This is a genomic window from Desulfofustis glycolicus DSM 9705 (assembly GCF_900130015.1).
In the GTDB taxonomy this organism is placed as follows: Bacteria; Desulfobacterota; Desulfobulbia; order Desulfobulbales; family Desulfocapsaceae; genus Desulfofustis; species Desulfofustis glycolicus.
Map to the genome: position 1 here is coordinate 15,481 of NZ_FQXS01000008.1, position 24,297 is coordinate 39,777.

Consider the following 24,297-nt stretch of genomic DNA (forward strand, 5'->3'; position numbering starts at 1 on the left):
CGACAGGCTAGAGCTGGCGAACCTTGTTGCTCAGCAGATCGAGCTGCGCGGAGACCGAGTTGTCCCGCCGACTCAGCCCGGAAACCACCTTGATGGCGTGCATCACCGTGGAGTGATCACGGTTGAAGACCTTGCCGATATCGGCCAGGGTTTCTTCGGTGTGCTTGCGGCTCAGAAACATCGCCACCTGGCGCGGAAAGGCAATGCTTTTTTTGCGCGACCGTGACTGCAGATCGTTCGGGCTAACCTTGAACTGCCGACCGACCAACTCGCAGATCGCCTGTGTCGACAGGGAGCGCGGGTTGCCAATCAGGAAACGGACGACGTCTTCGATCAGGCGATCGTCGACCTGACCATGCTGCAAAGCCGCCCGGGCACTGATAGCGATTATCGCGGATTCGATTCGCCTTACATCTCCTTTTACGTGTTGGGCAAGATAATCGACGTGGGGCTCGGCCAGCTCGATTTTCTGCTGCTGCGCCTTGCGCCGGATGATGCGATAACGGGTGTCGAGATCGGGTTTCTGGATGCAGGTGATGAGCCCCGACGACATCCGTGAACGGAAATCGTCGTCGATGCCGATCAGATCGCGCGGCGGTTTGTCGGCTGTCATCACCACGCGTTTTCCCGATTTGATCAGTGTATCAAGAACTTCGTTGAGTTCCTGCTGTGTCTTTTTCTTGCCGGTCAGGCTCTGGACGTCCTCGACCAGCAGGATATCGCAGTGGTCGTGATATTTGCGCTTGAAGACGTCCATCGCGTTGGACTTGATATTGTGCACCATTTCCGCGGCAAATTGCTGGGCCGTCAGATACTGCAGCCGGGCCAGCGGCGAGGCGCCGAGGATCTGGTGGGCAATGGCATGGGTCAAGTGGGTCTTGCCAAGTCCGGTGGTACTATTGATATAGAGGCATGGTCCGATGGTGTCTTCCAGCCGCGAAATGGAACGGCAGGCGGACTGCGCCAGCATGTTGCTTTCGCCGACCATGAAATCGTCGAAGGTGTAGCGCGGATGAAGCGCCCGCACCGATGAGGAGCCCTCCGGCAGAGACGGCAGCCGCAATTGCAGCGGTTCCTGGCGCTGGGCCGGCGCCAGGCAGGAACCGTTGATCCGCACCGTCTCGATGGAACCATCGACCTCGGTAACCACCTTGCTGATCAGCTCAAGATAGTTTTGCGTGACATAGGCGCCGAAATAGCGATCCGGGCAGGCGAGACTGAGGCAGGTGCCGTCCCGTTCCTGCATCTTCACCGGTTCGATCCACAACGTATAGACGTTGTCGGAAAGAATGTCCTGTAATCTCTCTTTCGCTCGATCCCAGACTTTCATTTTATCATAAGCTCGAATTTGGTTGAATATGAGCCGTATGGACCCGTCCTGCCGAACACGGACCGGTCCGACACCTCTGGCAGGCTCATTGAAACCTTACAAAATGCAAATACTCAAGAAAGGGCGCCCTCGGATCATCTTCTCTCCCGAAAGATGGTCGGGCGGACAGCATGTATGCTTCGTGATAAACTTCATTTTCCCGCTTTGGTCAAAGACGATCTGTGGAGATTTTTCTATCAGGTTGGCGCGTTATCAGCAATCCTCCGCAAGGCGCTGAGGCAAAGGCTTCGGTCTGGGCAATTCGTTTTTCTGCTTGTTTGCTCGGGCTTTCAGGACACTGGTTGTTTTCAACGGTATCCTAACATTTTAGTTCCCGAATGAGAAAGTTATCAACAATGAAAGATATTAATTAAACTCGACGTAACAATAAATAAATGGAAATATCTAAATATTAATCATATTTTCTCTACTTCCAGTCTAAGTAGCCCCAATACCGTCGGAGTTTTACTCTGTTCGCTCACCTGCAGTTTTTCCGGTCGGCACATCGTCCGGCCGTACCGAGCGGCTCACCTCGTCCACCCGGGCCACCGTCCAGACATGCACTTGCGCCGCGCCTGCCGCCTTCAGTGTTCTTGAGCATTCAGCAAGGGTCGTGCCGGTGGTGAAGACGTCGTCGACAACCAGTACGGTGCGCCCCAGAACCGCCCCGGGGCGGGCGACAGCAAACGCCCCCTTGAGATTCCGGCGCCGCTGGTTGCCATCGAGGCCGGTCTGGGGAATCGTCTTTTTTTGCCGAACCAGCAGGTCGACCACGATTTTATCGCGTTCTGCCGGAAAAAAACGGCGGGCTAGAACGAGCGATTGATTGAGCCCCCTGGACTGGAGCCGGGATCGATGGAGCGGCACCGGAATGATCAGATCGCAGCTGAGCGGTTCCGAAGAGCCGAGTCCGGCCAGCACCCGGGCGGCGGCCGTGTCACCATGAAATTTCAGCCGGTGCAGCAGAGTGCTGACCGGCGGTCCGTAGCAAAGCGGGGAACGGGCGCTGTCGAACGGGGGCGGCGTCCGCAGACAATCTCCGCACAGCCGTTCGGCGAGACCCGGGCCAGTCGCCAGCGACCGACCACAGCAGCGGCAGTACGGACCGGAGTACGACATGACCCGGTCCAGACAATGGGGACAGAGCTGGCGGTCGGGATGAGACGGCCGGGCGATTCGACAGGCATGACAGCGCGGCGGGAAGAGAAGCGCCAACACACCGCCGACCAAGCTGCGCCAGGGAAGAGGACGTGGTGAAACCGTCATAACCGTGAACTCATCGCTAATACCTGAAAGAAGGGTGATGTCCGCTTTGCATTTTGCTGCAAACATGGCATAATGGACAGAATTTTCACCTGATTTCTCCGGAATGCCCGTACAACCTTTTGTTTTTTATTAACAAACTGCCCCTTTTGGCAGCCAGACGTCTCTTGCGTAAAGGATATCCCATGTTCATCTCAAGGAACACGTCGACCCGACCGGCTCGCGCTCGCCGGGTCCGGTTTTTCCCCGTCGCACTCCTGTTCGTAATTGCCGTTCTGTTTCACCTTCCCGGAAATGCCGCCGAGCAGAATACGGCTTTTCTGCCGCTACACATCGTCGCCCCGCAGGTGGACGAAGGGTTTGCCGCCCGCCTCGACGACGAATTGGCCGCGGCGCTCGCCGCCAACGGTTTGCAAATGGTCGATCGCAGCCAGGCAGAGCAACTCGTCGATTATCGCCGGTGGCCACCTGCCGCCGAGGTGCTCGAAGCCGTCGCCAAACAGACCGGCTTCGTCAATGTCGCCGCCGGAACGGCGACGGTCATCGGCAACCGGATCAGTATCGACATCAAGGTCTTCGATCTGCTCAACCCGGAAAATCCTCGCTATTTCTTTCAAGAGGCCCCGTCGGTCACCGATCTCTCATCCGTCATCACCGATGTCGTCGGCCAGGTGGTAGCCTACACCGAACGCTCCCGCTTTATCGCCTCAATCGCCCCGGAAGGTAACAAAATAATCGATTCCGGCGCCATCTTGCGAAAAATCAGCAGCACCGCGGGCGACCCGTACGACCCGGCAGCCCTGCGGGAAGATCTCAAATCGATCTACGCCATGGGCTTTTTTGATGATGTCCAGATCGACGTCACCGATGGCCAGCAGGGCAAACAGGTAATCTTTCGGGTCGTCGAGAAACCGACCGTCAGTTCCATCACCTTCTCCGGTCTTGCCGAACTGGAGGAAAAAGATCTTCAGGAAGTCCTGACGATCAAGGAGAACTCGATCCTCAACCCGACCGCCGTCAACGCTACCGCCGAAGCGATCAAAGCGCTGTACCGGACGAAAGGTTTCTACAACACCGAGGTCACCGCCGACATCACCTACCCGACACCGACGACCGCAGCCGTCAAGTTCGTCGTCGACGAAGGGGAGAAGATCTTCATCAAAGAAATCACATTCCAGGGCAACGACAGCTTTGACGATGACGATCTCGAAGATGTGCTGGAGACGACAACCAAGGGCTGGTTCTCCTGGCTGACCGATTCCGGCCTGCTCAACCGTGACATCCTCAACCAGGATACGGCACGCATCGTCGCCTTTTACCATAACAACGGCTTTCTCGAGGCCCGGGTCGGAGAACCGGTCGTCAACCAGGAAGGCAAATGGCTGCACGTCACCTTCGTCATCGAGGAGGGGCCGCGCTTTAAAGTCGGCACCGTCGATATCGCCGGTGATCTGATCACCGACGAACAGACCCTACTCGAACTGCTGTCCATCCGGGATGAGGAATTCCTGAGCCGCAAGACCCTGCGCGACGATATCATCAAGATCACCGACTACTATTCGGAATTCGGCTACGCTTTTGCCGAGGTCCGGCCGGACATCAATAAATCCGCCGGCGGCGGCCGGGTCGACATCACCCTTAACATCTATCGCGGTGATCTAGTCTACATCAACCGCATTATCATTAAGGGCAACAGCCGCACCCGCGACAACGTCATTCGTCGTGACATCCAGGTTATCGAGGGCGGGGTATTCAACGCCAAAGAACTGCGGGCAACCAGTCAAAAGCTGCAGCGACTCGACTTTTTCGAAGAAATCAACGTCAATCCGGAACCGACCCTGGAGCCGGACAAGATGAACGTCGTCGTCGACGTCACCGAGAAAAGCACCGGCCAGTTCAGTATCGGAGCCGGCTACTCATCGGTTGACGATGTCATCGTCATGGGTGAAATCTCCGAGAACAACTTGCTTGGTCTCGGCCATCGACTGGCGCTCAGTGCCAATATCGGCGGCAGTAGCAGCCGCTACAACCTGAGCTGGACCAACCCGCGGCTCAACGATACCGAGATTTCCATGGGTATCGACCTGTTCGACTGGGAACGCGAGTACGATGACTACACAAAGGAATCGATCGGCGGAGCGCTCCGTTTCGGCCATCCGTTCTGGGGCAAATGGCGGATGTACGAGAGTTACAGCTACTCGGATTCAACACTGACCGATGTCAGCGAGGATGCCTCCTATATCATCAGAGAGTCGCAAAACGTTCCGGTTACCAGCGCCGTCCGCGTCGCCTTCGTCCGTGATACCCGCGACCGGCTGTTCGGCGCCACCGAGGGGTCCCGGAATTCCATCGGTGTCCAGTATGCCGGCGGGCCGTTGGCCGGCGACGCGCAGTTCACCGCGGTCGAGTTGGAATCAAGTTGGTATGTTCCGGCGCCGTTCGGGACCATCTTCCACATCCTCGGCTCGGTCGGCCAGGTCTGGGAGAACGAGACCGACAAGCTGCCGGTCTATGAGCGCTTTTATCTCGGCGGCATCAACACCATCCGCGGCTACAAGTACGGCAAGGTCAGCCCGATCGACCCGGAAACCGGCGACCGAATCGGTGGTGACCGTATGTGGTACGTCAACACCGAGCTCGTTATCCCCGTTTTCAAGGAGCAGGGCGTTTATGGCGTCGTCTTCTTCGACATCGGCGATTCGATTGCCGAAGACGAAGACTGGACCACCAACGAGGTCGCCAAGGCGACCGGTGTCGAATTCCGCTGGCTCTCCCCGCTCGGACCGTTCCGCCTGGTCTGGGGCTACAACCTCGATCCGAAAAACGACGAACCGGAAACCGTCTGGGATTTCAGCATCGGAGGGCAGTTCTGATCAGGCCCGCCGCGTCGTTCCCGCCTGAATTCGCCGACTGCACGGTTCGTGCAGTCGGCACTTTTTTTCCATGGCTCAAACAGATCATTTCATAACCGACGGCACGACTCTGGTAACCGGACTGCGCGGTTCCAGCCCGGCCTGGTTCAGTGCCACCCGGTCGGCCGCGCAACCGTTGTGCTGCATCCTGCCCGACGAGCAGCAGGTCGCCGCCTTTGAACAGGACCTGGCGCTGTTCACCGATCGGCCGATCCTGCCCTTTCCCGGGTATGAGATCCCTCCATATACCCCGCTGTCACCGGACCAGCAGACCACCGCGGCCCGGCTCTCGACATTGTACCGCAGCCTCGAAAGCGAGTCTTCGTTCATCCTGGTCGTCTCTATCGAGGCACTGCTCCGCCGCGTCCTGCCGAAAGGTTCTCTGCAGCAGCGCGCCGAATTGCTGATGACCGGGGAATCCTTCGATCTGCCGACCCTGCGCGCCGGCCTGATCGCCATGGGCTACGAGCATACCTCGCTGGTGCGCGGCTACGGCGACTTTTCGGTCCGCGGCGGCGTCGTCGATATCTTTCCGCCCCCGTTTCTGCTGGCGGGCAACGAGATACAGGACGGTCCGCTCCGTCTCGATTTCTTCGGCGACACCATCGAGTCGATCAGGCAGTTCAACCCCATCAACCAACGCTCTTCCGGCACAATCGACGAAGCAGTCATCCTGCCGGTCAGTGATATCCTGCTTGAAGCCGAAGCCCCGGGCCGGCTGCAACCGCTGCTGACGACCCTGCGCCAGCGCAGTGAAGATCTCGGCTGGGCCGCCGAGCAGACCAAGGAGATCACCGATCGATTGCAGGCCGGGCTGCGCTTTGCCGGCATCGAGAATTTCCTGCCGTTGTTTTGTAGCGGTCACCGACCGGCAACGGTGCTCGATTATCTGCCCGACGATACCACCCTGATCATGCTCGAGCCGGAGACACTGGCCCGACAGGCACGGCTGGTTGAAGAACGGATCGCCGCCAATTACGACGACGCCCGCCGCAACGCTCAACCGGCCCTGCCGCCGGGCGAGCTGTTCGTCTCGGCAGCTGATCTGGCCGGACAGGTGCATGGTTTTCAGCACTTTGCCATCACCGACTTCAGCGGCGCCGACCAGGCGGTTTTGCCGATCACCACGACCGGCCACCAACTGCTCAAGCAGGAGATCTCCCGGCACCGGAAAACCCACGGCCTGCTTGCCCCCCTTGCCGACCAGATCCGCAACTGGCAGGAAGCCGGAGAGCAGGTGGTCGTCTGCTGCCGGTCCCAGCTAAGGCAAAAGACCCTGGCCGAGATGCTGTCGCGCTTTTCCTTCACCCTCCAGCCGCTGCCGGCGCCGCTCGACCTTGCCGCCCTGGCTCCGGCCGCAGACCCGGAGCCGCCCCTCTACCTCTGCGACAGCCCGCTGAACATGGGCTTCAGTCTACCGGAACAGCGCTGTCACCTGTTATCGGAAAGCGAGTTGTTCGGTGAAATGCGTCTCGGCGGCAAGAAACGGCGCAGTCGAGCCGCCGGCGAAGCGCTCAATTTCACGGAACTGCAGGAAGGAGACATCGTCGTCCACCGCGAGCACGGGCTCGGCATCTATCGCGGCCTGGTGACCATGGCCCTGCAAGGCATCACCAACGATTTCATGCTCATCGAGTATCGTGACGGCGACAAGCTCTACCTGCCGGTCGACCGACTCGGGCTGGTCAGCCGCTACGAAGGATTGTCGGACAAGTCGCCGAAAATCGACAAACTCGGTGCCCAATCCTGGAAATCGACCAAGAATAAGGTTTCCGAGGAAGTCTGGAAGGTCGCCCAGGAACTGCTCGACATTTATGCCGCCAGGGCAATGCGCAGCGGGCGCTCTTTTTCGCCGCCCGGCAGTTTCTACCAGGAACTGGAAGAATCCTTTGCCTTCGACGAGACGCCCGGTCAATATCGAGCCATCAACGAGACCATCGATGATCTGACCTCGGATAAACCGATGGATCGCCTGATTTGCGGCGACGTCGGCTACGGCAAGACCGAAGTCGCCATCCGGGCCGCCTTCAAGGTGGTCGAAGACGGCTACCAGGCGGCAATCCTGGTGCCGACGACGGTGCTGGCCGAGCAGCATGCGAAAACCTTTAGCGAACGACTCAAGGAATTCCCGGTCCGCATCGAGTGCCTCAACCGCTTCCGTTCGCGCCTGCAGCAGCGGCAGATCCTGAGTGACCTGGCGGGCGGCAGCGTCGATATCGTCATCGGTACCCATCGCCTGCTCTCCAAGGACGTCCGGTTTGCCAATCTCGGTCTGCTCATTATCGACGAAGAACATCGTTTCGGCGTGGCCCACAAGGAAAAGATTAAAAAAATCAAGGCGGAAGTCGATGTGTTGACGCTAACCGCCACACCGATTCCGCGCACCCTGCAATTGTCCCTGCTCGGCATTCGCGACCTGTCGGTGATCTCCACGCCGCCGGAACACCGCCGACCGATCAAGACCTTTGTCGCCCGCTACGACGATCTGGTCATCAAAGAGGCGGTCAGCCGGGAACTGCTGCGCGGCGGCCAGGTCTTCATCGTCCACAACCGGGTCAAATCTATTCACCGCATGGCGGCAACGGTCCAGAAACTCGTACCCGAGGCCCGCATTGCCGTTGCCCACGGTCAGATGCCCGGCAAAGAGTTGGAAGATATCATGGTGGCCTTCGTCAACCACCGGATCGATGTGCTGATCAGCACCACCATCATCGAATCCGGACTCGACATTCCGTCCGCCAATACCATTATCATCAACCGCGCCGATCGTCTCGGGCTGGCCGAAATCTACCAGCTGCGCGGCCGGGTCGGCCGCTCGGCAACGCAATCGTTCGCCTACCTGCTCGTCCCGTCGCTCGACCACCTGTCCAAGGACTCGCGGGAGCGGCTGCGCGCGTTGATGGAGTACAACGAACTCGGCGGCGGTTTCAAACTGGCCATGTCCGATCTGCAGATCCGCGGCGGCGGCAACCTGCTCGGCGTTTCCCAAAGTGGTCATATTGCCGCCATCGGTTACGATCTCTACCTTGACCTGTTGCAAAAGACCGTCGCCGAACTCAAGGCCCGGCAGGACCGAGGGGAAGCGCCGCCGTCCATCGACGACCTCGACCCGGAGATCAACCTGAACATCTCGGCCTATATTCCCGAGGCGTATCTGCCCGATATCAGCCAGCGCTACTTGATGTATCGGCGCATCGCCTCCCTGCTCAACCACGATCACCCGACGCCGGAAGAATTGCTCGAAGAGCTCGATGATCGCTACGGCCGGCCGCCCGATGAGGTACGCAACCTGTTTCGCCTGGTTGCCGTGAAGAAGCGGCTGCTGCCGTTGCGGGTCAACAAGCTCGAACGCGGCAACAACACTCTGGTCTTCGGCTTCCTCGCCGACACGCCGGTGCCGACCGAGCAGCTGTTTGCCTATGTCCAGGAACACCGGCGACGAACCAGACTGCTGCCCGACGGCCGGCTCATCGTCGAGCTGCCGACAAGCGACGATGCCTGCCTGCAGACAACCATTGACCGGATCATCCATGACCTGGACCAACTCACCCATGACAACACGCAGCCGGCCCACTGTTGATCCGGTCGTCGACTGGCCCATGATCGACACGGTGCTCCTCGATATGGACGGCACCCTGCTCGACAAGTATTTCGACGATTATTTCTGGGAACATTACGTCCCGCAGGTCTTTGCCGAAAAACATGGCATGGATCACGAACAGTCCCGCAACACTCTCCTGCAACGCTACCGCGCGGTCGAGAGCACGCTGCAGTGGACCGATCTCGATTTCTGGTCGGAGCAGTTGGATCTCGATATACCGGCACTCAAGCGCAGCATCGACCACCTGGTCGCCGTCCACCCGTACGTAATCGACTTTCTCGATTTTCTCAAACAGCACGAAAAAACGACCTGCCTGGTCACCGCGGCCCACGACAAGACCCTGCAGATCAAACTGGCCAAGACCGAGCTCGGCCCGCGTTTCGACCGCATCGTCTGTGCCGGAGAAATCGGACTGCCCAAGGAAAACCCATCCTTTTGGCAGCGCCTCCAGGAGACCCTCGGTTTCCACCGCTCACAGACCCTGCTCGCCGACGATACCGCAAGCGTCCTGCAGGCCGCCCGGCAGCATGGCATCGAGCACCTGGTGTTCGTCGCCAAGCCGAGTTCCCGCTCCCCGGTCCGGCACAGCGCCGATTTTCTCTCCATCACCACCTTCAATGAATTGATGCGCTGACGGTGACCGGAAATCCGTCCGTCGGCCGCCGCCACGAAGACGGGAAAATGGTTTGCCTTGACCGGACGAATACGGTATCAATAATCACGCTGTTACCGGCACGACAGCACCACCCCGGCAAAGTCGCAGGCACCACCCGTCCGGCCGTCAGCACGTGCCGCCATTCAACCCATCCGGTGTTTCATGACTCGTTTGCAATCGTCACTTCTTCGTGCCGCTGTGCTCCTTTGCTTTCTCGGTCTGACCTCCTGCGCCTCGCGCAATCCCGACGAACTAGCCCATACCCTGCCGGCCACCGACAGGGCCCGGATCACCTTCGAGAAACAGCGCGTCCCGGACAATTGCACCGTTTTTGCGCATCTGCTCATCACCGTTCCACCGACGCTCGCCGCCGATCAGACACGCCAGTCTATTGAGCAGTTTGCTGCCGGTCACGGCGGCGATTTCGTTCTGCTCGGCATGAGCCGTCAAAGCGCCCTGTCCCCGGAAACAGTGACGTTTCGTGCCTATGGGCCACAAACCCCCTACCCGTTTGCCACGGGTTGGGCCGGTTGGAAATTCGGGTTCTCCGACTGGAATAAGGGTGGGCCCCTGGTCGATTTCGGCGTCAACCATCTCAGTGGACGCGAAGCGAACTTTACCACTCCCGTCGACATCCAGGCAGTACTACTCTCCTGCCCGGCAGGTCCCGCCAACAACTGACAGCTGTCGCCGCCATCTTCACCGAACCACGGCAGCGCTGGCCGATACCCGGGACATCGCACACACTGTCTCACTCCACCGGCCCGAGGTACCGCGACAGCGCTGCTGACCAACACAGCAGCGATGCGTCACCAGCTCGTTTTTCCGACTCGTCGAGGCGAAAAGCCAGACGATAACGCGCCAGCGAACCACCACCACACACCCGACCGGGTCACAGCGTCCGCATCGCCGCAGACAAGCGCCGATGAAAATCAATTTTTTTTATGTTGACCATCGAATTTTACTGCAGAACATTGTTCTTTTATTTCCCTATCGCCCTTGTATTACAAGCATTTTTTTGCCATTTTTCCGCTCTTGCCGACCAAAGAAAGATACTTGAAGTATCCGTAAATATTTATTATACGTCATTGTTGGAGAAACAATTATCCTTTACATGGGAGGCGGAAACAGGAATGTAACAAGCGTAAATCATCACTTTATCAACCAACCACAAGAGGTGGGAATATGGCCGATTACGACAAAGTGTTTGCTGAAAGCGTACAAAACCCCGAGGCCTTCTGGGCAACAGCCGCGGCAGAGCTTGACTGGTATCAAACCTGGAACACCGTACTCGATGCATCCAACCCGCCCTTCTACCGCTGGTTCTCCGGCGGACTGATGAATACCTGCTACAATGCCGTCGATCGCCATGTCGCCGGCGGACGTGGCGACCAGGTGGCCATTATCTATGACAGCCCGGTCACCGACACCATCGCCACCATCACCTATCGCCAATTGCAGGACCACGTCGCTCGCCTGGCCGGAGCCCTGCAGAAAATCGGGGTAACCAAAGGCGATACGGTCATCATCTATATGCCGATGATCCCGGAAGCCGCTTACGCGATGCTCGCCTGCGCCCGCATCGGCGCCATCCACTCGGTCGTTTTCGGCGGCTTTGCCGCCAATGAGCTGGCCATCCGGATCAACCACGCCCAACCCAAAGTCCTGATCACCGCCTCCGGCGCCATCGAAGGTAAGAAAACGCTGGCCTACAAACCAATCGTCGATGAGGCGGCGACCATTGCCGAGCACAAATTCGAGCATTGCATCGTCTATCAGCGCCCCTTTGTTCATGCCGACCTGCAGGACGGACGGGATCTGGACTGGAATCAGATCGTCGCCGACGCACCGGCCGCAGACTGCGTTCCTCTCGATGCCACCGATCCGCTCTACATCCTCTACACCTCGGGCACCACCGGCATGCCCAAAGGCGTCCTGCGCGACAACGGCGGCCACGCCGTGGCGCTGAACTGGACCATGAAAGCGATCTACAATATCGACGCCGGCGACGTCTTCTGGTCAGCGTCCGACGTCGGTTGGGTGGTCGGCCACTCCTACATCGTCTACGGCCCGTTGCTCAAAGGCGCCACCACCATCATGTACGAGGGCAAACCGATCGGCACCCCGGACGCCGGTGCCTTCTGGCGCGTCATCTCGCAACACCGGGTCAAATCGCTGTTCACTGCGCCGACCGCTTTTCGGGCAATCAAAAAAGAAGACCCGAACGGCACCTTCATCGGCAAATACGATCTCTCCTGCTTCGAAGCTCTTTACCTGGCCGGCGAACGGCTCGACCCGGACACCTATTTCTGGGCCGCCAAACTACTCCAGGTTCCGGTCATCGACCATTGGTGGCAGACCGAAACGGGCTGGGCGATTGCCGCCAACTGCCGCGGTATCGAAGAGCTGCCGATCAAACCCGGCTCACCGACCAAAGCAGCCCCCGGCTACGATGTCCGCATCGTCGATTTCGAAGGTAAAGAGGTCGGTCCCAACGTCGAAGGCAATATCGTCGTCAAACTGCCCCTGCCGCCCGGCACCCTGGTTACGCTGTGGCGCAACGATCAGCGCTTCGTCGAGTCTTACATGAACACCTTCCCCGGTTACTATGAAACGAGCGACGGCGGCTACATCGACGAAGACGGCTACATTTACGTCATGGGCCGGATGGACGACGTCATCAACATCGCCGGGCATCGTTTGTCCACCGGGGCCATGGAAGAAATCATCGCCACCCATCCCGACATCGCCGAGTGTGCGGTGATCGGCACTGAAGATGCCCTCAAGGGCCAGGTCCCGGTCGGCCTGTTCGTGCTGAAGGCCGGGGTAGACCGCGATGTCGAAGAAATCAAGGCTGAACTGGTGAAGATGGTGCGCGACAAAATCGGTCCGATCGCCTGTTTCCGCGAATCGTCCGCCGTTGCCCGGCTCCCCAAAACCCGTTCCGGCAAGATCCTGCGCGGTACCATGCGCTCGATCGCCGCCGGCAAACAATACCGGACACCATCGACCATCGATGACCCTGCCATCCTCGACGAGATAACCGAGACTCTTAAAGATATGGGCCATCGCCGCGCCAATTGATCTCTCTGCCGGGGGAGGTCGACATGACAGTGGCGGCCGGATTTGCGGCAGCGACCTGTTGACTTTTGCCTCTGCCGTTGCTAAAAGCGTCACTGATCAACAAGTCGACGGCGATTGCCGTCCTTAACACCAGCATGACCAGAGGAGCATCGAGACAAACACCATGAAAATTCACGAATATCAGGCCAAAGAGTTATTCAGAAACCATGGCGTCGTCGTCCCCGACGGCATGGTCTGTGATAGCCCGGACGGCGTTACGGCCGCCGTTGCTTCGCTCGGCTTGCCGGTCGCCGTCAAGGCCCAGGTCCATGCCGGCGGCCGCGGCAAAGGCGGCGGCGTCCGCCTGGCCAAGACCGAGACCGAAGCGCGTGCTGCGGCCCAGGCCATCATCGGCATGGAATTGGTAACCCAGCAGACCGGCAGTACCGGCAAACGCGTCCACAAGGTGCTCGTCGAACGGGGCGTAACGATCAAGCAGGAATTATACCTCAGTCTGATCGTCAATCGTGACGACGCAACAATCACCATTATCGCCAGTCCCGACGGCGGTATGGATATCGAAGAGGTCGCGGCCCGAACGCCGGAGCGCATCGTCAAGGTGGGCATCAATCCGCTTATCGGCATCAAGGGCTACCATGCCAAACAGGTTGCCTCGGCGCTCGGCCTGACAGGAACCATCGCCAAACAATTGGGGGCGCTGCTCGGCAACCTCTATCGGCTGTTTGTCGGCTGCGACTGCTCGCTGGTCGAGATCAACCCGCTGATCATCACCGGTGACGACCAGTTGCTGGCGCTCGACGCCAAGATGGATATCGACTCCAACAGCCTATTTCGCCACCCGGAGATAGCGGCGATGCGCGACCCGCTCGAAGAAGACCCCCAGGAGTTGGAAGCTGCCCAGTTTGATCTCAATTACATCAAACTCGACGGCTCCATCGGCAACATGGTCAACGGTGCCGGTCTCGCCATGGCCACCATGGACCTGATCAAGCAGGCCGGTGCCGAACCGGCCAATTTTCTCGATGTCGGCGGCGGCGCCACCGCCGAAAAAGTCGAAAACGGCTTTCGCATCATCCTCAGCGACCCCCATGTCAAAGGGATCCTTATCAATATTTTCGGCGGCATCCTGCGCTGCGACGTCCTTGCTCAGGGCGTGGTTCAGGCCGCCGGCGCTGTTGGTCTGAACGTTCCGGTCGTGGTACGGATGGAAGGCACCAACGTTGAAGAGGGCCGCCGAATTCTCGCGCAATCCGGACTGGATTTGATCAATGCCGTCGATCTGTCGGACGCAGCCGGCAAGGTCGCGGCGATCGCCGGCCGCTAATCAGCCGCCGCCCATGTCCCGGTTGCTCATTTTACTACTGTTCTGCTGGTGCCCGGCCGCCACTGCCCAAACAGGCAGCCCCTGGCTGATCGCCTCCGCAGCCGGGCCGGCCTGGCCGGCCAGCTGCCCGGTTTCTCTGGCAGTGACCAGCGAACGGGGCGCCGACACGCTCAGCTTCGCCGTCAGTATGAGTAGCGACGGCACCGTAGTGGTCGTCGCCGATCCGGTGCTAACCGGGAACAGCGACGCCGACCGGTTGTTCGCCGAACGAATCGGCACCCAAAAGCCCCTTGCCGTTCCCGACCTGAGCCTTGCCGAACTGCGCCGGTTGACGATACTCCATCCCGGCGGCGTTGCAGCAGACGGGCTCCCCGGTTGCCGGATCGCCACTCTCGCCGAGACCCTCGACCTGATCACCCTGCTGGAAAAAGAGCAGCAACGAAGCATCGGTATCGTTATCGAATTGCGCAAACTCTGGTTGCACCGGGCAGCAGATCTGGATCTTGGCGGCGCTGTCGTTGAGCTGCTGATGGCAAAACGGCCGGATCGCGGCAGCACTGCTCCCCGGACCCATCTCGCCGCCCACGATGCCGACGAACTACGCCGCCTGTACGACCAGCACCTGTCCCGGGAGGCCCCGCACATCGATATCATGCAACTCATCGACGGAAACGACAGCGGCCAGGCCATGCGCCTGGAACGAGGCGTCTGGCTTCCTTATAACTATGACTGGCTGTTCACCAACTCCGGTCTCAGGTCAATCTCCGACCATGTCGACGTGATCGGTCTGGCGCCAGCCCTGCTGGTCGATGACCGCCAAGCCGCGCTGCTCGATTTCATCGACGACGCCCGGCTGCTCGGCATCCCCCTGATCGTTTCACCGGCGGATCCGCTGCTGCCCCCCGGACAATCGTCACCGGACGAGATGAAGGTGCAACTTGACCGGCTGCTCGCCGACGGTACGTTCGCCGGCCTGGCAACCGGAAACTATGATGCTGTTGCCCGGCTCCTCGACGTACAGCCGCCACAATCGGTTCAGCAGAAGCAGTCGGCCAAAACTGTCGAACAGATCATCGAGAACCTCGAATTCAACAAAGCTGGAGCCGCCCGTTCTGCCGAGCCGCTCCCGTTTCACTAAACCACTACCACCAGAAGACAATTGCCATGGCTATATTCGTCAATCACCAGACCCGCGTCATCGTTCAGGGAATCACCGGCCAGGAAGGTCAATTTCACACCAGGCAGTGCATTGCCTACGGGACCAACGTCGTCGGCGGAGTCACACCAGGTAAGGGCGGTCAGAAAATGGACGACGTGCCGGTCTTCGATTCAGTCGCCGAGGCCCGCCAGGCCGTCAACGCCGACACTTCGCTGATCTTCGTGCCGCCGCCGTTTGCCGCCGACGCCATCTGCGAGGCGATAGATGCCGGTATCGGCCTTATCGTCTGCATCACCGAAGGAATTCCGGTGATGGACATGCTCACGGTGAAAAACTATCTTGCCGGCAAACCGACCCGACTGATCGGCCCGAACTGCCCGGGCATCATTACCCCCGGTGCCTGCAAAATCGGCATCATGCCCGGCGTTATCCATCGGGCCGGGGGCCCCTTCGGCGTCGTTTCCCGCTCGGGCACCCTGACCTACGAAGTGGTCCACCAACTGACCGGGCAGCAGCTCGGCCAGACCACCTGCGTCGGCATCGGTGGCGATCCGGTCAACGGCACCGGTTTTATAGACTGTCTGCAGGCCTTCGAGGCCGACCCTGAGACCAAGGCGGTCGTCATGGTCGGCGAAATTGGCGGCAGCACCGAAGAAGAAGCGTCCGCCTGGGTCGCCGCCCACATGAGCAAGCCGGTCATCGGCTTCATTGCCGGGCTGACCGCCCCGCCCGGCCGCAGGATGGGACACGCCGGCGCCATCGTCAGCGGTGGTTCCGGCACCGCAGAGGCGAAGATCGAGGCCATGGAGGCAGCCGGCATCACCGTCTGCCGGGATCTCGGCACGCTCGGCAGCCTCTGCGCCGACGTCTACGCCAAGCACAGCTGATCGACGCCACGGAGAAACCCCTTCCGGCCGGTCTCCCCGCAGCACGCCACCACCGACCAGCGTATCGCTCTGTCCTGCGACCGGTGGTGGCGCCCGGTTCAAGAACAACGTTCCGTTTTTTTTCCGCCTCCGACTGCCGAACGATGCCGCGCAACCTCCGCTCCATCGACGATACAGCACCTGGCCGACTGGTTTCCCGGCTGCTTCATCCGCAAACAATGCACCTTGTCCCGCACCATTTTGGCGCATTGACAACGAACGGAAAAAGCAACCAGACCCCATTATTTTCTCTTGACAATCCCCCCGGTTTCACCTAAAACAGAAAATGCAACATTGTTATCATCATTACCACTCGAGTAGCTTATGTCGGCAGGTCTTGCACGAAAGAGCACGATGATACACCAGCCGAACGGCCATAACGCTTTTCTTTTTCCCGATCCACATCCGTTTTTACAGCACCCGCCGTCCATCCCGACCGACCCTCAGCCTTCCGTCAGCTATCCGGTCCGGCTCTATCCCCGGCAGCGGCACCTGGCGCCCGACCTCTCACGATTTTGCAGCAAGGAGCACGCATGAACACCATCGAACGACTGGAACACCTGAAAAAGCTCAGGGCCGAAGCACTGCTCGGCGGCGGACAGAAACGTATCGACAAACTGCATTCTCTCGGCAGACTGACCGCCAGGGAACGGGTCGAGCTCTTACTCGACGAGGGTTCGTTCGAAGAGTTCGACATGTTCAAGACCCACCGCTGCTCTGATTTCGGCATGCAAAAGCAGAAAATCCTCGGCGACGGCGTGGTCACCGGCCACGGCACCATTGACGGCCGGATTGTGTATGTCTTTGCCCAGGATTTCACCGTTCTCGGCGGCTCGCTGTCCGAGACTTTTGCCGAGAAGATCTGCAAGATCATGGACCTGGCCATGAAGAACGGGGCGCCGGTGATCGGCCTCAACGATTCGGGCGGAGCGCGAATCCAGGAAGGCATCGAGAGCCTGGCCGGCTACACAGACATCTTTCTGCGCAACGTCATGGCATCCGGCGTAGTACCGCAGATCTCCGCGATTTTCGGACCGTGCGCCGGTGGCGCCGTCTATTCGCCTGCCCTGACCGACTTCGTGGTCATGGTAAAGAACAATTCCTATATGTTTCTGACCGGGCCAAAGGTCGTCAAATCGGTAACCCACGAAGACGTCACCGTCGAGGAACTCGGCGGCGCCGACATGCACGCCTCGCGCAGCGGCGTCTCCGATTACGCCGCCACGTCGGGAGCAGACGCCATCGCCTATATTCGCAAGCTGGTATCCTTCCTGCCCCAGAACAACATGGAACCCCCGGCAACACTGCCCTGCTCCGACCCGGCCGATCGCCCGTCTGCAGAGCTGAACCAGATCATCCCGGAGAACCCCAACGCCGCCTACGACATGAAGCAGGTCATTCTGCAGACCGTCGACCACGGCGACTTCTTTGAAATCAAGGAGACCTTCGCTCCCAATATCATTGTCGGCTTCGCCCGCTACAACGGGATGAGCGTCGGCATCGTCGCCAATCAGCCGGCCCATTACTCCGGCGTACTTGACATCGACTCTTCCATCAAAGGCGCCCGCTTCGTCCGCTTCTGCGACTGTTTCAATATTCCGGTGGTCACCTTCGTCGATGTTCCCGGCTTTTTGCCCGGTACCGCCCAGGAATACGGCGGCGTTATCCGCAACGGCGCAAAAATCCTTTATGCCTATGCCGAAGCGACCATCCCGAAAGTCACCATTATCACCCGCAAGGCCTACGGCGGAGCCTATTGCGTGATGTCGTCCAAGCATCTGCGCGGCGATATCAACTATGCCTGGCCGACGGCTGAAATCGCCGTCATGGGCGCCAAAGGCGCAGTCGAAGTCCTTTACGGCAAACAGGCCAAAGCCCAGGATGACCCGGGAAAATTCCTCCAGGGAAAAGAAGCGGAATACCAGGACGCAGTGGCCAACCCTTATGTCGCCGCACAGCGCGGTTACATCGACGACATCATCGAGCCGTCGGCCACCCGCTCCCGGATCGTCCGGGCGCTGACGCTCGTTCAGCAGAAACGGGACACCAACCCGATGAAGAAGCACGGCAACATTCCATTATAACGCCAGTGACCAAGGGGGTTTCACCATGACCGTCAAGATCTTTATCAAGCGTAACGTTACCGACAGCAAAATTGCCGAACTCACCGTTCTGCTCAAACGCCTGCGCAGCGTCACCCTGATGCAGCCGGGCTACATTTCCGGCCAGACCCTGAAACGGGTGGACAGGCCCGGCGAATGCCTGGTTATCAGCACCTGGCGTTCCGCCGAAGACTGGCAGGAATGGCTCAGCAACAACAAGCGTATCGCGATCCAGAATGAAATCGACGATCTGCTCGACACGCCTACGGAATACGCGGTCTACGAATAAGAGACGGCGCCATCTTCCTGCTGATCCGCAGGATGGGTGCAAACCGTGCACAAGGAGAAGTGATGGCGGAAAAAGAAAAGAAGATCGCGGCGGCGCTGGCCGCCGTCAATGCCTACCTGCACATGGAGGAGAGCGAGGCCGCTGCCCGACTTGCGCCGCCGGAAACGCCACCCACACCGCCGGTGCAGCAGAGCTTCTGGAGCCATAGTGGGCGCCAAGAGATGATGACCATGCGCAGGCTGATACAGATGCGGACCTTTACCAGCTTCCGCTAGAGTCCAGAGCAGGAAACCAGGCCATGAAGGAGAATGAAACGATGAGTGACCACGACCACGTGCAGATAACCCCGATGAACTACGACAGTGACCGACCGCCGGCCGAAAATCCGGTCAAGATCATGGACCTGACGCTCCGCGACGGGCACCAGTCCCTCTTTGCCACCCGCGGCCGGACCGAGGACATGATCCCGGTCGCCGAATTGATGGACGAGGTGGGCTTCTGGGCGGTCGAGACCTGGGGCGGCGCGACATTTGACACGATGCACCGCTTTCTCAATGAAGACCCGTGGGAGCGGTTGCGCACTCTGAAACGATACATGAAGAAGACCCCGTTTTCCATGCTGCTCCGGGCCCAGAACCTGGTCGGCTACCGCAACTACGCCGACGATCTGGCCACCGCCTTTGTCGAGCGTACCGCGGAAAATGGCATGGATATTTTCCGGACCTTCGACGCACTCAACGACTACCGCAACTTCGAGACGGTGGTCAAACAGATCAAAAAAAGCGGTAAACATTTCCAGGGCTGCATCTGCTATACGATGACCGAACCCCGCCTCGGCGGTAACGTCTACAACCTCGACTACTACGTCGCCAAGGCCAAGGATCTCGAATCGATGGGCGCCGACTCGATCTGCATCAAGGACATGGCCGGCCTGCTCGCCCCGTACGACGCCTACGAGTTGATCAAGGCCGTCAAGGCAGCGGTAAGCCCGCCGATCCACCTGCACAGCCATTTCACCTCCGGCATGTCGCCGATGACCCACCTCAAGGCCATCGAGGCAGGTGTCGACATCATCGACACCTGCATGACGCCATATGCCTACCGGACCTCGCATGCCGCCGTCGAACCGCTGGTCATGACCCTGCTCGGCACCAACCGCGATACCGGTTTCGATATCAAGAAGCTGGCGACGATCAACGAGATCCTGGAAAAAGAGGTGCTGCCGAAATACAAACACCTGCTCGACGACTCGAAGGTATCGATCATCGATATCAACGTTTTGCTGCACCAGACGCCGGGCGGCATGCTCTCCAACCTGGTCAACCAGCTGCGCGAGATGGATGCCCTGGACAAGATCGGCGATGTCTATCGGGAACTGCCCCGGGTCCGCCGCGATCTCGGCCAGATCCCGCTGGTCACGCCGACGAGCCAGATCGTCGGCGTGCAGACGGTGAACAACGTGCTGCACGACACGCCGGACGAACGCTACAAGATGATCACCGGCCAGGTCAAGGACCTGTGCTACGGGCTCTATGGCAAAACTGCCGTGCCGATCGATCCGGAGGTCCAAAAAAAGGCCTTGCAGGGTTATCCCCGCGGCGAAGAGCCGGTCACCTGCCGGCCCGCCGAAGTGTTGGAGCCGGAATTGGAAAAAGCCAAGCAAGAGATCGGATCGCTGGCCAAGGATATCGACGACCTGATCCTCTATGCCCAGTTCCCGGTCACCGGCAAGAAATTTCTTGAATGGAAATACGGTATCACCCCGGTGCCCGTGGCAGTCAAGCCGATCACCATGGAAGACGTCCGCCGGCGTGACATATTGATCAAGAAGGCCAAGGCCGGTGAGCTCGTCGAGAAAAAGACCGACGCGCCTCCGAAGAGCGATTCGGCCCGGACCTTCAATGTCTTTATCGACAACGATTATTTCAGTGTCGCCGTCGATCCGGTCGGCGGCCCGATTATCGTCGCCGCCCCGCAGCCGCGTCCCCAATCAGCCGCTCCTCCAGTCGCGACGGCGGCTCCAGTCGCGGCTCCGGCCGAGCCGGCCAATGGCGCTACTGGAGCCGCCGGCACCATGCTGCTCGCGCCGATGCCGGGGATGATCATCAGGTACGACAAAAAAGTCGGCGACGCGGTCAGCAAGGGCGAGGTGGTCGTCGTTCTCGAGGCGATGAAAATGGAAAACGGCCTGCCGGCACCGTGCGACGGGACGATCAAGGCCATCGATTTCGGCAGCGGTGACAGTGTGACTAAAGGGGCCGTACTCTGCGTCATCGCCTGAACAGCTCAAGCCTCCGAAAAACGGTGCACTTACGGCCAAGCGGCCGGACGAATCGATGAAAGCCCGACACAGCAGAGACGAACTTGCCCATCCCGATGTCCATCAACGCCTGGAAAAGGCGGTGTTGGAGATTTTTTCCAACTCGGACTTCCACAAGGCAAGCATCAGAGATATCGCCAATCGGGCCGAGGTGAGCTTTACTACGATCTACAAGCATTACGGCAGTAAAGAACGACTAGTGTTCGCCTTTGTCGACGTCTGGATGGGCAAGCTCACCGATCGTATCGTCGATCATCTGCAGGGGCTGGAGGATCTCAAGGAAAAGCTGCGCAAGGTCTTCTGGCTGCAGCTCGACTATTACGAGCGACACGTCGGACTCGGCCGCATTGTCTTCATGACGCTGCCGATGAACACCTGGATGGCCGACCAGACCTTTGCCCAGCCGCGGATGATGGGGCTGATGATCGACGTTTTACGCCAGGGCCAAAGAGAGGGCGTCCTGAATCCGCATGTCCGGGCCGGAACCCTGCTCGACTTTCTGATGGGATTTGTCCAGCGCAGCTTCTTCATGTGGATCCTGCGCGGTCAACAGGAGAGCCTGGCCGCGCAGGCCAATACGATGTTTGAAATGGTCTGGCGCGGCATGACCAACCCGGAGCTCGATCACCACCAGCAGGCGCACGAACCGGCCCAGCTGACAACCAAAGCTTAAGAGGGGACTGATGAAGATACTCAAGATCGATCACGTGGGCGTCGCCGTGGGCAGTATCGATGACGGCAAGACATTCTGGTCGGACATCCTCGGCCTCGATTTTGCCGGCGAGGAAACAGTAGTCAGCCAAAAGGTGAAGACCGCTTTCTTTCCGGTCGGCGAAAGCGAGGTGGAACTGCTCGAGTCGACGGCTCCCGACGGGCCGGTCGCCAAATTCATTGAAAAAAAAGGTGCCGGTTTTCAGCATATCGCCTTCCGGGTCGCCGATATCGACGACGCCCTGGCCGAGCTCAAGGCGCGCAACATCCAGATGATCGACGAGCAGCCGCGGCCTGGCGCAGGCGGGGCTCGGATTGCCTTTATCCACCCGAAGGCAACCGGCGGCATCCTTGTCGAGTTGTGTGAACGATCATAACGACTGAGTCAACCCTTAAGGGTCTGCATCCCCTGGTCGAGAAGGAGTCAACCATGCCACACCATCCGGATTATCAGAAATGGGAAGCCCTGGCCACCAAGCTGATGAAGGGAAAACCGTTCAGCTCCCTTCAATGGCAAACGCCCGAGGGCATCTCCATCAAGCCGCTCTACACGGCGGAAGACCTCGAGGGGCTGGACAACGTCAACAGCCTGCCCGGCCTACCCCCCTATGTCCGCGGGCCGGTGGCGACAATGTACGCCGGCCGCCCCTGGACCATCAGGCAATATGCCGGTTTTTCCACGGCCCGGGAGTCCAATGAATTCTACCGCAAGGCGCTGGCCGCCGGCCAAAAGGGGTTATCGGTAGCCTTCGATCTGGCCACCCATCGCGGCTACGACTCAGACCATCCACGGGTCACCGGTGATGTCGGCAAGGCCGGCGTGGCCATCGATTCGGTCGAGGACATGAAGATCCTCTTCGACGAGATCCCGCTCGACCAGATGTCGGTGTCGATGACCATGAACGGCGCGGTCATTCCGATCCTCGCCAGTTACATCGTCGCCGCCGAAGAACAGGGGGTGTCCCACGAAAAATTGACCGGCACAATCCAGAACGACATCCTCAAGGAATACCTGACCCGCAACACCTTTATCTACCCGCCCGGCCCGTCGATGCGCATCGTCGCCGACATCATCGGTTTCTGTTCGAAAAACATGCCGCGCTACAACACTATCAGCATCAGCGGCTACCACATGATGGAGGCCGGTGCCAACAGCGTGCTGCAGGTCGCCTTTACCATGGCCGACGGCCTGGAGTACGTGCGCACCGCACTGCGGGCCGGTATGAACATCGACGAATTCGCGCCGCGCCTGTCGTTTTTCTTCGGCATCGGCATGAACTTCTTCATGGACATCGCGATGCTGCGTGCGGCGCGCTTCCTCTGGCATCGGTTGCTCCAGCAGTTCGAGCCGAAAGATCCGCGCTCCTCGATCCTGCGAACCCACTGCCAGACCTCGGGCTGGAGCCTGACCCAGCAGGACCCGTACAACAACATCATCCGCACGACGCTGGAGGCGCTCACCTCGGTGCTCGGGGGCACGCAGTCGCTGCACACCAACTCGTTCGACGAAGCGATCGGACTGCCCACCGATTTTTCAGCGCGCATCGCCCGCAATACGCAGATCATCATCCAAGAGGAATCGGAAATCTGTCATGTCATCGATCCGCTCGGCGGCTCCTATTACGTCGAATCGCTGACCAATTCGATCATCAACGAGGCCCAGAAGATCATCGACGAAGTCGAGTCCCTCGGCGGCATGGCCAAGGCCATCGAATCGGGCATGCCGAAGATGCGCATTGAGGAATCGGCAGCCCGCAAGCAGGCGCGGATCGACCAGGGGCTCGATGTCATCGTCGGCGTCAACAAGTACCAGCTGAAGGACGAAAAGATCGATTTCGAGATCAGGGAGGTACCCGCCTCGGTTCGCGACGAGCAGGTCGATCGACTGCGCCGAATCCGGGGAACCCGCGATCAGGCGGCCGTCGATCGCGCCCTGGCCGAGTTGACCAAGGCGGCGGAAGACGGCGGCAACCTGCTGGCCGCCGCCCTGCCGGCCATTCGTGCCCGGGCAACCGTAGGAGAGGTATCTGATGCCATGGAAAAAGTATTCGGCCGGTTCGTCAGCACCACCAGGTGCATCTCCGGGGCCTACGCGTCGGAATTCCAAGCGACATCGGAGACCCTCGCCCAGCTGCGCGGCCGCACCGAGGCCTTTTTACAGGGCAACGGCCGGCGACCGCGCATGCTCGTCACCAAGATGGGCCAAGACGGCCACGACCGCGGTATCAAGGTCATAGCCAGCGCCTACGCCGATCTCGGCTTCGACATCGATATCGGGCCGCTCTTCCAGACACCGCAGGAAGCGGCGAAGATGGCCATCGAGAACGACGTCCATGTGGTCGGCGCCTCGAGTCTGACGGCCGGCCACAAAACCCTGGTTCCGGCACTGGTCGAGGAGTTGAAAAAACAGGGCGGCGAGGATATCCTGGTGGTGGCCGGCGGTATCATCCCGCCCGTCGATTACGACTATCTCTACGAGCGCGGCGTCAAGGCGGTGTTTGGTCCGGGCACCTCGGTCATCGATTCGGCGAACCGAACGCTCGATCTGATCGAAAAGCATCTGGGCCCGACAGCCTAGCCCC

At 59.6% G+C, this 24,297-nt stretch carries 17 protein-coding genes; 15 read left to right on the forward strand and 2 right to left on the reverse strand.

The annotated features are described in order from the left end of the window. Positions 1-7: 7 nt before the first annotated feature. Both dnaA and BUC26_RS08165 read right to left on the reverse strand, forming a co-directional pair. A complete protein-coding gene (dnaA, locus tag BUC26_RS08160; protein WP_073375056.1) occupies positions 8-1,330 on the reverse strand; it encodes a chromosomal replication initiator protein DnaA in 1,323 nt (440 codons plus the stop codon). Between the two features lie 504 nt (positions 1,331-1,834). Then, positions 1,835-2,635 (reverse strand): ComF family protein, encoded by an 801-nt coding sequence (locus BUC26_RS08165; RefSeq protein ID WP_084540562.1) that lies wholly within the window; start codon positions 2,633-2,635, stop codon positions 1,835-1,837. Positions 2,636-2,817: 182 nt separating this feature from the next. On the opposite strand from BUC26_RS08165, the gene bamA reads away from it, so the two are divergent. The 15 genes from bamA to scpA all read left to right on the forward strand — a co-directional run bounded on the left by bamA (position 2,818) and on the right by scpA (position 24,293). Further along, entirely contained in the window at positions 2,818-5,505 is a 2,688-nt protein-coding gene (bamA, locus tag BUC26_RS08170; RefSeq protein WP_073375059.1) for an outer membrane protein assembly factor BamA, read from the forward strand. A 70-nt stretch (positions 5,506-5,575) separates the two neighbouring features. Further along, positions 5,576-9,124, forward strand: coding sequence for a transcription-repair coupling factor (gene mfd / locus BUC26_RS08175; RefSeq protein ID WP_073375061.1), 3,549 nt, complete (start codon positions 5,576-5,578; stop codon positions 9,122-9,124). Further along, the gene (locus BUC26_RS08180; RefSeq protein WP_073375062.1) at positions 9,096-9,779 is read left to right on the forward strand and encodes an HAD-IA family hydrolase; all 684 of its coding nucleotides are present in this window, start codon (positions 9,096-9,098) and stop codon (positions 9,777-9,779) included. The genes mfd and BUC26_RS08180 overlap by 29 nt, the downstream gene beginning before the upstream one ends. A 183-nt stretch (positions 9,780-9,962) precedes the next feature. Beyond that, positions 9,963-10,481 (forward strand): hypothetical protein, encoded by a 519-nt coding sequence (locus tag BUC26_RS08185; protein WP_073375064.1) that lies wholly within the window; start codon positions 9,963-9,965, stop codon positions 10,479-10,481. A 504-nt stretch (positions 10,482-10,985) separates the two neighbouring features. Beyond that, positions 10,986-12,884 (forward strand): propionyl-CoA synthetase, encoded by a 1,899-nt coding sequence (locus BUC26_RS08190; protein ID WP_073375066.1) that lies wholly within the window; start codon positions 10,986-10,988, stop codon positions 12,882-12,884. Positions 12,885-13,047: 163 nt separating this feature from the next. Further along, positions 13,048-14,208, forward strand: coding sequence for an ADP-forming succinate--CoA ligase subunit beta (sucC, locus tag BUC26_RS08195; protein WP_073375068.1), 1,161 nt, complete (start codon positions 13,048-13,050; stop codon positions 14,206-14,208). Positions 14,209-14,221: 13 nt separating this feature from the next. Continuing rightward, on the forward strand, positions 14,222-15,346 hold the full coding sequence (locus BUC26_RS08200; protein WP_073375070.1) for a glycerophosphodiester phosphodiesterase family protein: 1,125 nt from the start codon (positions 14,222-14,224) through the stop codon (positions 15,344-15,346). A 26-nt stretch (positions 15,347-15,372) separates the two neighbouring features. Further along, the gene (gene sucD, locus BUC26_RS08205) at positions 15,373-16,254 is read left to right on the forward strand and encodes a succinate--CoA ligase subunit alpha (RefSeq protein WP_073375072.1); all 882 of its coding nucleotides are present in this window, start codon (positions 15,373-15,375) and stop codon (positions 16,252-16,254) included. Positions 16,255-16,826: 572 nt separating this feature from the next. Next, entirely contained in the window at positions 16,827-18,377 is a 1,551-nt protein-coding gene (locus tag BUC26_RS08215; protein WP_073375075.1) for an acyl-CoA carboxylase subunit beta, read from the forward strand. 25 nt (positions 18,378-18,402) lie between these two features. Beyond that, complete coding sequence (locus BUC26_RS08220; protein ID WP_073375077.1) at positions 18,403-18,684, forward strand: antibiotic biosynthesis monooxygenase family protein; 282 nt, start codon at positions 18,403-18,405, stop codon at positions 18,682-18,684. Positions 18,685-18,746: 62 nt separating this feature from the next. Then, positions 18,747-18,959, forward strand: a complete 213-nt coding sequence (locus BUC26_RS08225; protein WP_073375079.1) for a hypothetical protein — start codon at positions 18,747-18,749, stop codon at positions 18,957-18,959. A gap of 41 nt (positions 18,960-19,000) precedes the next feature. Further along, positions 19,001-20,965 (forward strand): pyruvate carboxylase subunit B, encoded by a 1,965-nt coding sequence (locus tag BUC26_RS08230; protein ID WP_073375283.1) that lies wholly within the window; start codon positions 19,001-19,003, stop codon positions 20,963-20,965. Between the two features lie 55 nt (positions 20,966-21,020). Continuing rightward, positions 21,021-21,677, forward strand: a complete 657-nt coding sequence (locus BUC26_RS08235) for a TetR/AcrR family transcriptional regulator (protein WP_073375080.1) — start codon at positions 21,021-21,023, stop codon at positions 21,675-21,677. Positions 21,678-21,687: 10 nt separating this feature from the next. Next, on the forward strand, positions 21,688-22,092 hold the full coding sequence (gene mce, locus BUC26_RS08240; protein WP_073375082.1) for a methylmalonyl-CoA epimerase: 405 nt from the start codon (positions 21,688-21,690) through the stop codon (positions 22,090-22,092). A gap of 53 nt (positions 22,093-22,145) precedes the next feature. Then, positions 22,146-24,293: a methylmalonyl-CoA mutase gene (gene scpA / locus BUC26_RS08245; protein WP_073375083.1), complete on the forward strand. Its 2,148-nt coding sequence runs from the start codon at positions 22,146-22,148 to the stop codon at positions 24,291-24,293. Positions 24,294-24,297: the final 4 nt, after the last annotated feature.

Coding starts and splice junctions, on each gene's coding strand:
- BUC26_RS08180 (WP_073375062.1), top strand. CDS start 9,096: ATGACAACACGCAGCCGGCCCACTGTTGATCCGGTCGTCGACTGGCCC.
- BUC26_RS08215 (WP_073375075.1), top strand. CDS start 16,827: ATGAACACCATCGAACGACTGGAACACCTGAAAAAGCTCAGGGCCGAA.
- BUC26_RS08220 (WP_073375077.1), top strand. CDS start 18,403: ATGACCGTCAAGATCTTTATCAAGCGTAACGTTACCGACAGCAAAATT.
- BUC26_RS08235 (WP_073375080.1), top strand. CDS start 21,021: ATGAAAGCCCGACACAGCAGAGACGAACTTGCCCATCCCGATGTCCAT.
- sucC (WP_073375068.1), top strand. CDS start 13,048: ATGAAAATTCACGAATATCAGGCCAAAGAGTTATTCAGAAACCATGGC.
- mfd (WP_073375061.1), top strand. CDS start 5,576: ATGGCTCAAACAGATCATTTCATAACCGACGGCACGACTCTGGTAACC.
- BUC26_RS08165 (WP_084540562.1), bottom strand. CDS start 2,635: ATGACGGTTTCACCACGTCCTCTTCCCTGGCGCAGCTTGGTCGGCGGT.
- scpA (WP_073375083.1), top strand. CDS start 22,146: ATGCCACACCATCCGGATTATCAGAAATGGGAAGCCCTGGCCACCAAG.
- bamA (WP_073375059.1), top strand. CDS start 2,818: ATGTTCATCTCAAGGAACACGTCGACCCGACCGGCTCGCGCTCGCCGG.
- dnaA (WP_073375056.1), bottom strand. CDS start 1,330: ATGAAAGTCTGGGATCGAGCGAAAGAGAGATTACAGGACATTCTTTCC.
- BUC26_RS08200 (WP_073375070.1), top strand. CDS start 14,222: ATGTCCCGGTTGCTCATTTTACTACTGTTCTGCTGGTGCCCGGCCGCC.
- mce (WP_073375082.1), top strand. CDS start 21,688: ATGAAGATACTCAAGATCGATCACGTGGGCGTCGCCGTGGGCAGTATC.
- BUC26_RS08190 (WP_073375066.1), top strand. CDS start 10,986: ATGGCCGATTACGACAAAGTGTTTGCTGAAAGCGTACAAAACCCCGAG.
- sucD (WP_073375072.1), top strand. CDS start 15,373: ATGGCTATATTCGTCAATCACCAGACCCGCGTCATCGTTCAGGGAATC.
- BUC26_RS08230 (WP_073375283.1), top strand. CDS start 19,001: ATGAGTGACCACGACCACGTGCAGATAACCCCGATGAACTACGACAGT.
- BUC26_RS08185 (WP_073375064.1), top strand. CDS start 9,963: ATGACTCGTTTGCAATCGTCACTTCTTCGTGCCGCTGTGCTCCTTTGC.
- BUC26_RS08225 (WP_073375079.1), top strand. CDS start 18,747: ATGGCGGAAAAAGAAAAGAAGATCGCGGCGGCGCTGGCCGCCGTCAAT.